Genomic DNA, 12,894 nt, shown 5'->3' on the forward strand with positions numbered 1-12,894 from the left:
GCGGCCCGACACCGGGCTAGACATCGAGGAAGCGGACGTCCTTGGCGTTACGGGTGATGAAGCTACGCCGAGCCTCGACGTCCTCGCCCATGAGGATCGAGAAGAGTTCGTCGGCCGCGGCCGCGTCGTCGAGCGTCACCTGACGCAGCACCCGCACGCTCGGATCCATGGTGGTCTCCCACAGTTCCTTGGCGTCCATCTCGCCAAGACCCTTGTAGCGCTGGATACCGTCGTCCTTGTTGATCTTCTTGCCCGCAGCCAGGCCGGCCTCGAGCAGACCGTCGCGCTCGCGGTCCGAATACGCGAACTCCGGCTCCTGGCGCTGCCACTTCAGTTTGTACAGCGGGGGCTGGGCCAGGAAGATGTGCCCGTTCTCCACCAGCGGCTTCATGAACCGGAACAGCAGCGTCAGCAGCAGCGTCGAGATGTGCTGGCCGTCCACGTCGGCGTCGGCCATCAACACGATCTTGTGGTACCGCAACTTGGAGATGTCGAACTCGTCGTGGATACCGGTGCCCAGCGCGGTGATGATGGCCTGGACTTCCGTGTTCTTCAAAACCCGGTCGATACGGGCCTTTTCGACGTTGATGATCTTTCCGCGCAGCGGCAGGATCGCCTGGAACATCGAGTCGCGGCCACTCTTGGCCGAACCACCCGCTGAATCGCCCTCCACCACATACAGTTCCGACTTGCTCGGATCGGTGGACCGGCAGTCGGCCAGCTTGCCGGGCAGCCCGCCGATGTCGGTGGCGCTCTTGCGGCGGACCAGCTCGCGCGCCTTACGCGCCGCGATCCGGGCCTGTGCCGACGAAACCGCTTTGTTCACAACAGTTTTGGCCTCGGCAGGATTGGCCTCGAACCAGTGCGTCAGCTGCTCGTTGCAGATCTTCTGCACGAACGACTTGACCTCGGTGTTACCGAGCTTGGTCTTGGTCTGGCCCTCGAACTGCGGCTGGGCGACCTTCACCGAGATCACCGCGGCCAATCCCTCACGGATATCGTCACCGGTGAGGTTCGGATCCTTGTCCTTGAGGAGCTTCTTGTCCTTGGCGTACTTGTTGACCACGCTCGTCAACGCCGAGCGGAATCCCTCTTCGTGGGTACCGCCCTCGTGGGTGTTGATGGTGTTGGCGAAGGTGTGCACCGACTCCGAATAGCCGGCGTTCCACTGCATCGCGATCTCGACCTCGTGGCCCTCACCCTTGCCGTCGAAGTCGATGACGCTGGGCTGGATGGCGGTCTTCGTCCGGTTGATGTGCTTGACGAAATCGACCAGACCACCGGGGTAGTGGAAGGTGCGGTGTTTGACCTTGTGCGGGGCGGCAGCCTCGGCCGCCTTCTCGTCGGCGGTCTTCGGAGCAGCGGCCGTGTCGGAGACCACCTCGTCCACGACCTGCTCCGGGGTGACCCGCTCGTCGGTGAGTTCGATGGTCAGGCCCTTGTTGAGGAATGCCATCTCCTGCAGGCGCCGGGCAATGGTCTCGAAATCGTAGTCGGTGGTTTCGAACACATTGGGATCCGCCCAGAAGCGGATGGTGGTTCCGGTCTGCTTGGTTTTTTCGCCCTGCTTGAGCGTTCCGGGCACCGAGTTCTCGTAGGTCTGGAACCACTCGAAGCCGTCGCGCCGGATGTCGGCTTCCAGCCGGGTCGACAGGGCGTTGACGACAGAGACGCCGACGCCGTGCAGACCACCGGACACCTGATAGGCGCCTTCTTCGAACTTTCCGCCTGCGTGCAGGACGGTCATCACGACGTCGACCGTCGGAACGCCCGTGGCGTGCATCGCGACGGGGATACCGCGGCCGTCGTCGGTGACCTGCACGCCGCCGTCCTCGAGAATGCGCACGTCAACCTTGGTCGCGAAGCCGGCCATCGCCTCGTCCACGGCGTTGTCGACGACTTCCCACACCAGGTGGTGCAGACCGCGTTCACCGGTGGAGCCGATATACATACCAGGGCGTTTGCGGACCGCTTCGAGGCCCTCGAGCACCTTGATCGAATCGGCACCATACTGATCTTGGGCAGCCACGTCGGACGCGTCTCCTTGGGGTTCACGGGAGGCGGTGGATGCACCGCCTCAGATCCTCGAACAGTCTACCGTCAACCGACGCCAGCACCGATCCTACGGCGATGTTTTCACCTACCTATATGCGCCGTGCGCGGAATTTCACGGCATCAGGTGCGTGGGGACGCCCCCGGTGGTGGTCTCGCACCGCCTCGGCGCTCTCAGCGGAACGCCCGGGGAGGCCTCAGCCATAGGTATCGCGCGGCCCGCGGCCCGGAACACTGCGCGGGCCTTTGCGCCACGACGGACCCACGGGCCCGACGATCTTGAGCGACTTCACCACACCGTCGCCGACGGCAGCGGCGATCTTGGCCAGCAGCTGGGCCTGCACCAACCGCAGCTGCGTGGCCCATGCCGTCGACTCCGCCGACACCGTCAGGACGCCGTCGTTGAGCCCGGTGGGATTGGCATGATCGGCGATCTGGTCGCCGACCACCGCACGCCAGCGGCCGAACACGGCACCCTCGGACACTCGCGTCGACCAGCCACGCGACTTGGCGAGATCCTGCGACGCCACCCCGAGCGGCTGGGGGTCACGGCGGTCCGGGCCCGGCCCCGACCAGCTCCGTCGCGATCTGGCACCACCAGCCACGCGCCGCACGGGCGCCGCGCGGCCACGGCCGACATCCTTGCCCTGGCTGCGGGCGGCTCCGCGGGCCTCCTCGAGCGTGCGCCGCACCAGATCCATGCCCCGCAGGCCGGCCAGGTGGTCCGGCGGGAACGGGGCGGCGTCTTGCGGCGTGTCGTCGTCAGTCACTGCTGCACCACCGATATTCGTCCGTTTTCACCATCAATCATCCGGATTTCGACGCGCCGGGCATCCCAATCTTCGGGGATGTCCTCGCCCACCGCGGCCGTGACGAGCACCTGCTCGGCAGTGGCGGCCACTCCGGCGAGCGCACGCCGCCGCGACACATCGAGCTCGGCGAACACGTCGTCGAGCAACAACACCGGCTCCGCACCGTCGGCGCGCAGCAGTTCGTAGGCTCCGAGCCGCAATGCCAACGCCATCGACCACGATTCACCATGGCTGGCAAAGCCTTTCGCAGGCTGATCGCCGAGCCGCAACTCGAGATCGTCGCGATGCGGACCGACCAGGCACACCCCGCGCTCGAGTTCGGCGTCGCGGCGGCGGGCCAGCGCGTCGAGTAGCGCGGCCTCGTAGAACTCCACCGATTCCGGGCCGGGCGCGGTCTCGATCGCCTCGACCGAACTGCGGTAGCGGATGGCCGCGGGCCGCGACGCGGGAGCCAGCAGTTGGTAGGCCTTCTGTACTTCCGGATGCAGTTGCTCGACGAGTTTGACGCGCGCCGCGGTCAACGCCGCACCGTGCGCAGCCAGGTGACCGTCCCACACCTCGAGGGTGCTCAGCACGCTCGTATCGCCCCGATAGCGTGCTCCCGCAGCGGTTTTCAGCAACGCGGTGCGTTGGCGCACCACCTTGTCGTAGTCCGCACGCACCCCGGCGATCGCCGGACGACAGGTCGTCGCGAGTTCGTCGAGGTAGCGGCGCCGTTCCCCGGGATCGCCCCGGACCAGCGCGAGATCCTCCGGGCTGAACAGCACCGCGCGTAACACTCCGAGCACCTCGCGCGGGCTGCGGACCGGGGACCGGTTGAGCCGGGCCTTGTTGGCCCGGCCCGTGGTGATCTCGAGGTCGACGGCGAGTTCACGCCCCTCGTTGACGACGATGGTCGACACCACGGCACGCTCCGCGCCTGCCCGGATCAGCGGCGCGTCGGTGGCGACCCTGTGGGATCCGAGCGTCGCCGAATACCACAGGGCTTCAACCAGATTCGTCTTTCCGAAGCCGTTGGGACCGACGAATACGGTCCGGCCGGGCTCGAGGTCCACGTCGGCGTGCGCCCACGACCGGAAATCGGTCAAGGTCAGGTGGCGGGCGTACACGGCCATACCTCCCGTGTCGCTTCGCCCGCACTCCTGCGCGCTACGTGCGCCCCGTCGGGCAGGATCACCCGGACTCGCTGATCCTCTGCACGGCGTGTCCACCGAACTGGTTACGCAGCGCCGCCACCGCTTTCATGGTGGGGGAGTCCTCTTGCCTCGAGGCGAACCGCGCGAACAGCGACGCGGCGATCACCGGCATCGGTACGCGGTGATGGATCGCCTCCTCGACAGTCCACCGGCCTTCGCCCGAATCCTCTGTGTAGCCGGTGATCTCGTCGAAACCGGGATCTTCCTTGAGCGCCTTGGCCAACAGCTCCTGCAGCCACGACCGCACCACCGTGCCGTTGGTCCAGGCCTGGATCACCGCCTGCGGGCTCGTGATGAGGTCCTCGGCCGCCAGCAGCTCGTAACCCTCGGCGTAGGCGTGCATCAACCCGTACTCGATACCGTTGTGCACCATCTTGGCGTAGTGCCCGGCTCCCACCGGCCCGGCGTGAACGAATCCGTCGGCGAGTTCACCGGCCGGGCGCAGGGTGTCGAAGATCGGCATGGCCCTGGCGACGTCCTCATCGCTGCCACCGACCATCAGGCCGTAGCCCTCGGTCAGACCCCACACGCCACCGGACACCCCGGCGTCGATATAAGCAATACCCTTCTCGCCCAACAGTTTTGCGTGCGGGCCATCCTCGGTGTAGCGGGAGTTGCCGCCGTCGATCACCAGGTCACCCGGGCTGAGCACGTCGGCCAGCGACACGATGGTCTGATCGGTGATGGTTCCCGACGGGACCATCACCCAGACCACTCGAGGCGCGGTCAGCTCGGCCGCCAGGTCCTCCAAAGTGGCCACATCGCTGACCTCGGGGCGAGGATCGTAGCCGATGACCTCGTGACCGCCCTTGCGGAGGCGCTCACGCATGTTGTAGCCCATCTTGCCCAGGCCGATCAGCCCCAGTTGCATGTGGGTTCCTCTTTCGCCGGGCCGGTCAGCCAGGAAGGCGCACCGGCATCAACAAGTACACGTAATCGGTGTGTGCGGCCGGGAACGGCCCACCTCCACCGGTCCCATCATCGTCGCCCGCCGGCCGCAACACTGCGGGACGGCTGGGTGTCGTGAAGCCGAATGTCACACGTTCGGAGCGCAACGAGCCCAGCCCGTCGGTCAGATACGTCGGGTTGAACGCGATGGTGAGCGGCTCACCCGCGAACGAGACCGGCAGATCTTCCTCGGCCCGACCGACATCGTCGGCACCGGCCGACAGCCGCAGCGCGTCTTCGGAGAATTCCATGCGGATCTGAGCGCCGCGGTCGGCGACCAGCGCGACACGCTTGATGGCTTCAGTCAGCTCGGCGACGCCGATGGTGGCCACCGCGGTGTGTTCGGTGGGCAACAGCTGGCGGAACTTGGGGAATTCCGCGTCCAGCAGGCGGGTGGTGCTGCGCTTGCCGTTGCTGCGGATACCCAGCAGACCGTCCTTGCCGACCGACGGCCCCGACCCGAGTGACAGGTGTACCTCGGTGCCGTCGGTGCCGGCTTTGGCGGCCTCGGCCAGCGTCTTCGCCGGCACCAGCACCGCAGCCTCGATGTCGGCCGCGGTAGCCACCCAGGTGAGCTCACGAACTGCCAACCGGAACCGATCGGTGGCGGCCAAAACGACTGATTCGCCGGAGATTTCGACGCGGATACCGGTCAGCATCGGCAGTGTGTCATCCCGGCCTGCCGCCACCGCGACCTGGCCGATGGCCTCGGCGAACAGATCGGCGGCCACCACGCCGGTCTCGTCCGGCAGGGCGGGCAGAGCCGGGTAATCCTCCACTGCGAGCGTGGGCAGCGAGAACCGGGCACTTCCGCAGGTCAGCGCGACGCGGGTGCCTTCCACGCTGATGTCCACCGGCTTGCCCGGCAGTGCCTTGGTGATGTCCGAGAGCAGCCGACCGGACACCAAAACGCTTCCAGGAGAAGCGATTTCAGCTGCAACCCGCACCTCTGCGGAGACTTCGTAGTCGAAGCCGGAGATGGTCAGCCCGTCATCGGTGCCCGTGAGAAGCACACCGGCGAGCACCGGGATGGTGGGCCGGCTCGGCAGGTTACGGGCCACCCAGGCCACCGCATCCGCGAAGTCCTCGCGTACCACGCGAAACTTCAGGTCGGTCAGCCCAGCCGTCGTCGTCGACACGTCTTATGCGCCCCTTCGAATAATCCCCACAATGAGCTCTAACCAGCGGTTTCTCATCGATGCTGCGCAGCATCATGCCACGCGAACACGCTGGAGAAACCGTCGTCGAAGAACCACCGTAGAGCTTTCCGCATGAACTTGAAAGCTAATCGATCGGGGTGACCTCGAAGGACGCCGGGCATGCGAGGCGAGGCTCGAGCCGAGATGTCCCCAACAGGCTTCTTCTAAGAAGAATTATGAGTAGATATTTGAGTAACAGTAATAGGGACTGTGGAATCTGGGGATGAAGCGGTGTAAGCCCAGTACCGCCGGTGTGTCGCGGTGTGAGTCGGCTGTGGACACCCGGGTTCGGTGTTCCGGGCCGCTGTGGAGAACTCGAGCCGTGTGGATTGTTCCACTGATAATCCTGTGATTTGCCCGCAGGTTGTGCACAGCGCTGTCCACAGGGATTTTGGGCGTGCGAGTGTGACCGCTGACGCAAGCTGTGACAAAAGTTGTTGTTCGGATCGGTCGCATCCTGAGCATGCGTGACCACGATGTGAGACAGAACTTGAGCCCACAAAGACACCGCGGGTGTCGGGGGTGGGTTGGGCAGCGGGGCGTCAGCGCTTGGCGCGCTGGCGGATCCGCGTGGTGAGTTCCTTCACGTGGTCGAAAACCTCGCGTCGCTCGGCCATCTCGCCGCGGATCTTCTTCTCGGCGTACATCACCGTCGTGTGATCGCGCCCGAAGGCCTGCCCGATCTTGGGCAGGGAGAGGTCCGTGAGTTCACGGCACAGGTACATGGCGATCTGTCGGGACTGCGCCAGCGCCCGGGTCTTGCCGGGCCCGCGCAGCTCCTCCACGGTGGTCTCGAAGTACTCCGCCGTGGCCGCCATGATGGCCGCTGTGCTGATCTGCATGGTGGTGGCATCGGCGATGAGGTCGCGAAGCACCACCTCGGCCAGTGACTTGTCGATACGCGTCTTGTTCAGCGAGGCGAACGCCGTCACGCGGATCAGGGCACCCTCGAGCTCGCGGATGTTGCGTTCGATGCTGCTGGCGATGAGTTCGAGAACATCGCCGGGCACGTCGAGCCGGTCCATCTGAGCTTTCTTGCGCAGAATCGCGATTCGGGTTTCCAGCTCGGGGGGCTGCACGTCGGTGATCAGGCCCCACTCGAAGCGGGTGCGCAGCCGGTCCTCGAGCGTGGCCAGCTGTTTGGGTGGCCGGTCCGAGGAGATGACGATCTGCTTGTTCGCGTTGTGCAGCGTGTTGAAGGTATGGAAGAACTCTTCCTGGATACCTTCCTTGCCCTCGATGAACTGAATGTCGTCGACGAGCAGGATGTCGATGTCGCGGTAGCTGCGCTTGAACGACGCCTTGCGGTCGTCGCGCAGCGAGTTGATGAAGTCGTTGGTGAATTCCTCGGTGGAGACGTACTTCACCCGCATGCCGGGGAAGAGACGCTGGGCATAGTTGCCCGCCGCGTGCAGCAGATGGGTCTTGCCAAGCCCGGACTCACCCCAGATGAACAACGGGTTGTACGCCCGCGCGGGAGCCTCGGCGATGGCGAGGGTCGCGGCATGGGCGAACCGGTTGGACGCCCCGATGACGAACGTGTCGAACGTGTAGCGCCGGTTCAGGTTGACCGCATTGGCGTCGGGCGTGGCCGCGCTCGGCTGCGGATTGCTGAAGTAGGTGGGCCAGCTTTCCTCGACGTTGACGCGGGCCGCGCGGTCGTCGTCCACCTCGTCGATGTCCGGCGGCGCGGGCTCGAGGTGGCTGTCGGAAATGTCGGTCTCGTCCGAGGGGCTCGGTGTTGCGATGCGGACGCCGAGCTCGACGCGTTGGCCGAGTCGCCGGCTGAGCGCCGAAACGATGGGTTCCCGCAGGTGACGCTCGATTTCGTTCTGGACGAACGGCGTGGGCACCGACAGCAGAGCAAACCCCTCAGTGATGACCAACGGCTGTACGAGCTTCAGCCAGGCTCTTTGCTGAGGGGTGGTGTCGCCATTGAGTTCGGCGACGACGTCGTTCCAGATGGAGACGAAGGGTGGGTCGGGGTCAGCGGTCATCGACGGTTACCCCCTTTACTGTCCTGGAGGTCCAGCCACGGACGACCAAAAGAACGAAGACGAACTGTCCACATATTTATCCACAGGTTGTGGAAAAAGGACAGTCGTCGTCGTTTCTGTTGACTTGTGCGGAGGATGTCGCAGCCGTGGCTCACCTAGTGGCAGCTGGTTGACGTCCTCGGTTCCTGTCTGGCGCCTGTCCCGGTGCGGGGCGGCTACGAACGGTATTGGCAGAAGCTAACAGTTTTCGCTCGACGTGCCAACCGTTCTGCAACATTGGGGCCGGCCGCTGATCGCAGGTTTGACCCAGCGAAAACTCGTCAGTACCCTCGAGCAGTCGCCCGCACGTGGCGATACGGCTGCGATCCTGGTCCGCCCGGAGTCTGCGCCGGTAAGTAGAACACGACGCACCACAAGCTTATTAGGGGCAGTCGCGTCCTCTCCGACACACTTCGGGTCGGCGAGTCGCGGATGCCACATAGAAACAAGGAGATATTGCCGTGGCCAAGGGCAAGCGGACCTTCCAGCCGAACAACCGTCGCCGCGCGCGGGTTCATGGGTTCCGGCTGCGTATGCGGACCCGTGCCGGTCGCGCCATCGTCTCCAGCCGCCGTGGCAAGGGCCGTCGCTCGCTCACTGCGTGATTCGACGCAGGATCTAGCGCGGTGCTTCCGGCTCAGAACCGGATGAGGCGGTCCGCGGAATTCAGTGTCACCGTCAGCCGTGGCGTGCGCGCAGTACAACCCGATGTGGTCGTGCACGCGTTGCGCGACGAGCTGGACCCCAGTGGGCCACGTGTCGGTTTGGTGGTCTCCAAGTCCGTCGGTAACGCCGTAGAACGTCATCGGGTGGCGCGCCGTCTGCGGCACGCCGCCCGTACCGTGCTGCCCCGCCTCGAGCCCACGGACCGTGTGGTGATCCGAGCTCGGCCGAGTTGCCGGGATGCGCTCTCGTCACGATTGGAACGGCAACTCACTGCTGCGCTGGAGCGGGTGGCGCGGCACGGAACTGCTTCATGATGCGGCGGGCAGGGGCGGGTGCGGCCCGCGCAGTGATCTTCTTGATCCAGCTGTATCGGCACATGATCTCCCCATTGCGTCTGCCCACGTGTCGATTCACTCCGACGTGCAGTCAGTACGCCGTTGACGCGCTCACCGAGTACGGCCTCTTCTACGGTGGCTGGCTGGCCACGGTTCGGCTGCTGAAGTGCGGCCCGTGGCATCGGGGAGGATGGGATCCGATACCTGAGCGCCGCAACGCTGATGCCGTCGGAGATGGCAGAAACGAGTCCTATGTTTAACTTCTTCAGCCTCGACATCATCTATTACCCGGTGTCGGCGATCATGTGGGTCTGGTACAAGGCCTTCGCCTTCGTCCTCGGCCCGCAGAACTTCTTCGCCTGGGCGCTGTCGGTGATGTTCCTGGTGTTCACCCTGCGCGCCATCCTCTACAAGCCGTTCGTCAAGCAGATCCGTACGACGCGGCAGATGCAGGAACTGCAACCGCAGATCAAAGCGCTGCAGAAGAAGTACGGCAAGGACCGCCAGCGCATGGCGCTGGAGATGCAGAAGCTGCAGCGCGAGCACGGGTTCAACCCGATCCTCGGCTGTCTGCCGATGCTGGCTCAGGTGCCGGTGTTCCTCGGACTGTTCCACGTGCTCCGGTCCTTCAACCGGACCCAGGGTGGCTTCGGTCAGGTGCACATGACCGTCGCCGAGAATCGGGCCACCGGCAACTACGTGTTCAGCCCGACCGACGTGGCGAACTTCCTCGACGCCAACTTGTTCGGTGCCCCGTTGGGCGCGACCATGATTCAGAAGACGGGTCTGGACGCCTTCACGGAGTTCAACCGGATCTCGGTGATCGCGGTGGGCGTGCCCATCATGATCTTCGCGGGCATCGCGACCTACTTCAACAGCCGGGCCTCGGTTGCGCGGCAGAGCCCTGAGGCCGCTGCCAACCCGCAGACGGCGATGATGAACAAGCTGGCCCTCTACGTGTTCCCGTTCGGCGTCGTCGCCGGCGGACCGTTCCTGCCGCTCGCGATCATCCTGTACTGGTTCGCGAACAACATCTGGACGTTCGGCCAGCAGCACTACGTGTTCGGCATGATCGAGAAGGAAGAGGAAGCCAAGAAGGTCGAGGCGATGGAGAGGCGGGCGGCCAACGCGCCGGCGCCGGGAGCCAAGCCGAACCGACCGCGCAAGGCCCAGTCGAATCCTGGCGATGAGGACGAGGCGGAGAGCACGCCTGCCGCATCGACCGAGGGCACGGGAGACAGCAGCGCCGTGGAGGGGTCGGGGGATACCGCCGGTCGTACCCCGAAGCCCGGCGCGCGCCCCAAGAAGCGGAAGCGTTGACCAGCTCCGGCTGGCGAGTAGTAGGGAGAGACTGACATGACCGACTCACAGACCACCGATGCCGGCGTCGAGCCGGAGGCCTCGAAGGCGACACTGTCGGCGGACGATCTGGAAGAGCGCTTGGTCGCCGAAGGCGAGATCGCCGGCGACTATCTCGAGGAGCTGCTCGATCTGCTCGACTTCGACGGCGACATTGATCTGGATGTCGAAGGCGATCGCGCGGTCGTCAGCATCGACGGCGGCGGGGACCTGAGCAAGTTGGTCGGCCGCAAAGGCGAGGTGCTCGACGCGCTCCAGGAGCTGACCCGCCTGGCCGTCCACCAGAAGACCGGTGAGCGCAGTCGGCTGATGCTCGATATCGCGCGGTGGCGTCGTCGTCGTCGCGACGAGCTCGCGGCGCTCGGCGACAAGGTGGCCCGTCGCGTGCTGGAGTCCGGTGAGCGCGAAGAGCTGGCTCCCATGACCCCCTTTGAACGCAAGATCGTGCACGACGCAGTGGCGGCCGTCGAGGGCGTCCGCAGCGAGAGCGAGGGCGTGGAGCCGTCGCGTCGCGTCGTTGTGTTGCTTGGCTGACTCGTTAGTTACATCGGTGTAGTTCGTGTGTAGTAGCCCGTCGCCGCGGGAGTGCGGAGGATGTTTCACGTGAAACATGGCCCGGTTCCCGCGGCGCCGGAAGTTGCCGCCAAGGTGTTTGGCGACCGGCTGGAGTTGGCGGAGCAATACACCGCCATCCTCGCCGGGGCAGGTGTTGAATGGGGTTTGATCGGACCCCGCGAAATCGATCGTCTCTGGGAACGCCACGTCTTGAACAGCTCCGCGGTAGGCGAGCTTGTGACAGCCGGTGAGCGGGTCGCCGATATCGGTAGCGGAGCCGGATTGCCGGGGATACCGTTGGCTCTGGCTCGGCAGGACGTGACGGTCACGCTCATCGAACCGCTGTTGCGTCGGAGCGAGTTTCTCAATGAAGTCATCGCCGATCTCGATTTGAACGTTGCGGTGGTCCGTGGTCGTGCCGAGGATCGAGTCGTTCGTGACGAGGTGGGGGAGATGGATGTGGTGACGTCCCGCGCAGTCGCCTCGCTCGACAAGCTGAGTCGGTGGGGCATGCCACTGCTCCGACAGGATGGCCGCATGCTCGCCATCAAGGGGGAGCGCGCCGAACTCGAGATCGAGGAGCATCGGCGTGTGATGAGGTCGGTCGGTGCAGTGGATGCCAGGGTAGTGAGATGTGGCGCGAGCTATTTGAACCCACCCGTAACCGTCGTCGTCGCACGGCGCGGGGCGCGGGGGAAAGCGGGCAGGAAATGAAGTTGGGTTCTGGTCAGAACAAGGCCGCGGCCGCCAAGGACGACGTTGTTTCACGTGAAACACTCGGCGGCGCCGATCGCTCCGACTGGGCAGCGGACACCAGCATGGACACGCCCATCGCGGTCGAGGCCGAGCGGGCGACGCGCCTGCTGCACATTCCGCACGGACAGCTCCCGCGACCCGCGCGTCAGCGAGTCTTCACCATCGCCAATCAGAAGGGCGGCGTCGGAAAAACCACGACCGCCGTCAACGTCGCCGCGGCTCTCGCGCGACAGGGACTGCGCACCCTGGTGATCGATCTGGATCCGCAGGGCAACGCCAGCACGGCGCTGAGCATCGAACACCGTCCCGGCACACCGTCCTCGTATGAGGTGTTGATCGGCGACATCCCCGTCAACGAGGCGCTGCAGCAGAGCCCGCACAACGAGCGTCTCTTCTGCATTCCCGCCACCATCGATCTCGCCGGCGCCGAGATCGAACTCGTCAGCATGGTCGCCCGCGAGGGACGGCTCCGGTCCGCTCTCACTGAGCTCAAGCAGCACAACTTCGACTACGTGTTCATCGACTGCCCGCCGTCGCTGGGCCTGCTGACCATCAATGCGTTGGTCGCGGCCCCGGAAGTACTTATCCCCATCCAGTGCGAGTACTACGCGCTGGAAGGCGTGGGCCAGTTGCTCCGCAACATCGAGATGGTCAAGGCTCACCTCAACCCGGAACTGTCGGTGTCCACGGTGATACTGACGATGTACGACGGCCGGACGAAGTTGGCGGACCAGGTTGCCGAAGACGTTCGGGAGCACTTCGGCAACAAGGTGCTCAAGACGGTGATCCCGCGCAGCGTCAAGGTGTCGGAAGCGCCCGGCTACGGGATGACGATCCTCGACTACGACCCGGGTTCCCGTGGGGCGTTGAGCTACCTGGACGCGAGCCGTGAAATCGCGGAACGCGGAGCGCCGGCCGACGCACAGTAGGGCGGCAACGCGAGAAGGTCGGCAAGTTGGCAGCGATGAGCAGGAGACAAT

At 65.1% G+C, this 12,894-nt stretch carries 13 protein-coding genes; 7 read left to right on the plus strand and 6 right to left on the minus strand.

Going from position 1 to position 12,894, the window contains the following annotated elements:
• Window positions 1–16 precede the first annotated feature (16 nt).
• The 6 genes from gyrB to dnaA all read right to left on the minus strand — a co-directional run bounded on the left by gyrB (window position 17) and on the right by dnaA (window position 8,204).
• The gene (gene gyrB / locus A5784_RS04995; RefSeq protein WP_064942917.1) at window positions 17–2,029 is read right to left on the minus strand and encodes a DNA topoisomerase (ATP-hydrolyzing) subunit B; all 2,013 of its coding nucleotides are present in this window, start codon (window positions 2,027–2,029) and stop codon (window positions 17–19) included.
• A gap of 220 nt (window positions 2,030–2,249) precedes the next feature.
• Window positions 2,250–2,822 carry a DUF721 family protein gene (locus A5784_RS05000; RefSeq protein WP_064942918.1) on the minus strand — a complete coding sequence of 191 codons (573 nt, stop codon included), beginning with the start codon at window positions 2,820–2,822 and terminating at the stop codon, window positions 2,250–2,252.
• On the minus strand, window positions 2,819–3,973 hold the full coding sequence (recF, locus tag A5784_RS05005; RefSeq protein ID WP_064942973.1) for a DNA replication/repair protein RecF: 1,155 nt from the start codon (window positions 3,971–3,973) through the stop codon (window positions 2,819–2,821). The genes A5784_RS05000 and recF overlap by 4 nt, the downstream gene beginning before the upstream one ends.
• Window positions 3,974–4,037: 64 nt before the next feature.
• Window positions 4,038–4,931, minus strand: a complete 894-nt coding sequence (gene gnd, locus A5784_RS05010) for a phosphogluconate dehydrogenase (NAD(+)-dependent, decarboxylating) (RefSeq protein ID WP_064942920.1) — start codon at window positions 4,929–4,931, stop codon at window positions 4,038–4,040.
• A 25-nt stretch (window positions 4,932–4,956) separates the two neighbouring features.
• Window positions 4,957–6,147, minus strand: coding sequence for a DNA polymerase III subunit beta (dnaN, locus tag A5784_RS05015; protein ID WP_064942922.1), 1,191 nt, complete (start codon window positions 6,145–6,147; stop codon window positions 4,957–4,959).
• Between the two features lie 602 nt (window positions 6,148–6,749).
• Entirely contained in the window at window positions 6,750–8,204 is a 1,455-nt protein-coding gene (gene dnaA, locus A5784_RS05020) for a chromosomal replication initiator protein DnaA (protein WP_064942924.1), read from the minus strand.
• 500 nt (window positions 8,205–8,704) lie between these two features.
• Between dnaA and rpmH the strand changes: the two genes are divergently transcribed.
• Genes rpmH through A5784_RS05045 form a run of 7 tightly spaced genes read left to right on the plus strand, consistent with a single transcriptional unit; the run spans window position 8,705 to window position 12,843 of the window.
• Window positions 8,705–8,848: a 50S ribosomal protein L34 gene (gene rpmH, locus A5784_RS37370; RefSeq protein WP_082944659.1), complete on the plus strand. Its 144-nt coding sequence runs from the start codon at window positions 8,705–8,707 to the stop codon at window positions 8,846–8,848.
• 21 nt (window positions 8,849–8,869) lie between these two features.
• Window positions 8,870–9,223, plus strand: a complete 354-nt coding sequence (rnpA, locus tag A5784_RS05025; protein ID WP_064942926.1) for a ribonuclease P protein component — start codon at window positions 8,870–8,872, stop codon at window positions 9,221–9,223.
• Window positions 9,220–9,504, plus strand: coding sequence for a membrane protein insertion efficiency factor YidD (gene yidD, locus A5784_RS37375; RefSeq protein ID WP_082944660.1), 285 nt, complete (start codon window positions 9,220–9,222; stop codon window positions 9,502–9,504). Before rnpA ends, yidD begins: the two co-directional genes overlap by 4 nt.
• Window positions 9,479–10,564: a membrane protein insertase YidC gene (yidC, locus tag A5784_RS05030; RefSeq protein WP_502687493.1), complete on the plus strand. Its 1,086-nt coding sequence runs from the start codon at window positions 9,479–9,481 to the stop codon at window positions 10,562–10,564. Before yidD ends, yidC begins: the two co-directional genes overlap by 26 nt.
• A 36-nt stretch (window positions 10,565–10,600) precedes the next feature.
• The gene (locus A5784_RS05035; RefSeq protein WP_064942930.1) at window positions 10,601–11,137 is read left to right on the plus strand and encodes a Jag family protein; all 537 of its coding nucleotides are present in this window, start codon (window positions 10,601–10,603) and stop codon (window positions 11,135–11,137) included.
• 60 nt (window positions 11,138–11,197) lie between these two features.
• On the plus strand, window positions 11,198–11,872 hold the full coding sequence (rsmG, locus tag A5784_RS05040) for a 16S rRNA (guanine(527)-N(7))-methyltransferase RsmG (protein WP_064942975.1): 675 nt from the start codon (window positions 11,198–11,200) through the stop codon (window positions 11,870–11,872).
• Window positions 11,869–12,843: a ParA family protein gene (locus A5784_RS05045; protein ID WP_064942931.1), complete on the plus strand. Its 975-nt coding sequence runs from the start codon at window positions 11,869–11,871 to the stop codon at window positions 12,841–12,843. Before rsmG ends, A5784_RS05045 begins: the two co-directional genes overlap by 4 nt.
• Window positions 12,844–12,894 lie beyond the last annotated feature (51 nt).

The sequence above is a fragment of the Mycobacterium sp. 852013-50091_SCH5140682 genome (assembly GCF_001665685.1).
Lineage (GTDB): Bacteria > Actinomycetota > Actinomycetes > Mycobacteriales > Mycobacteriaceae > Mycobacterium.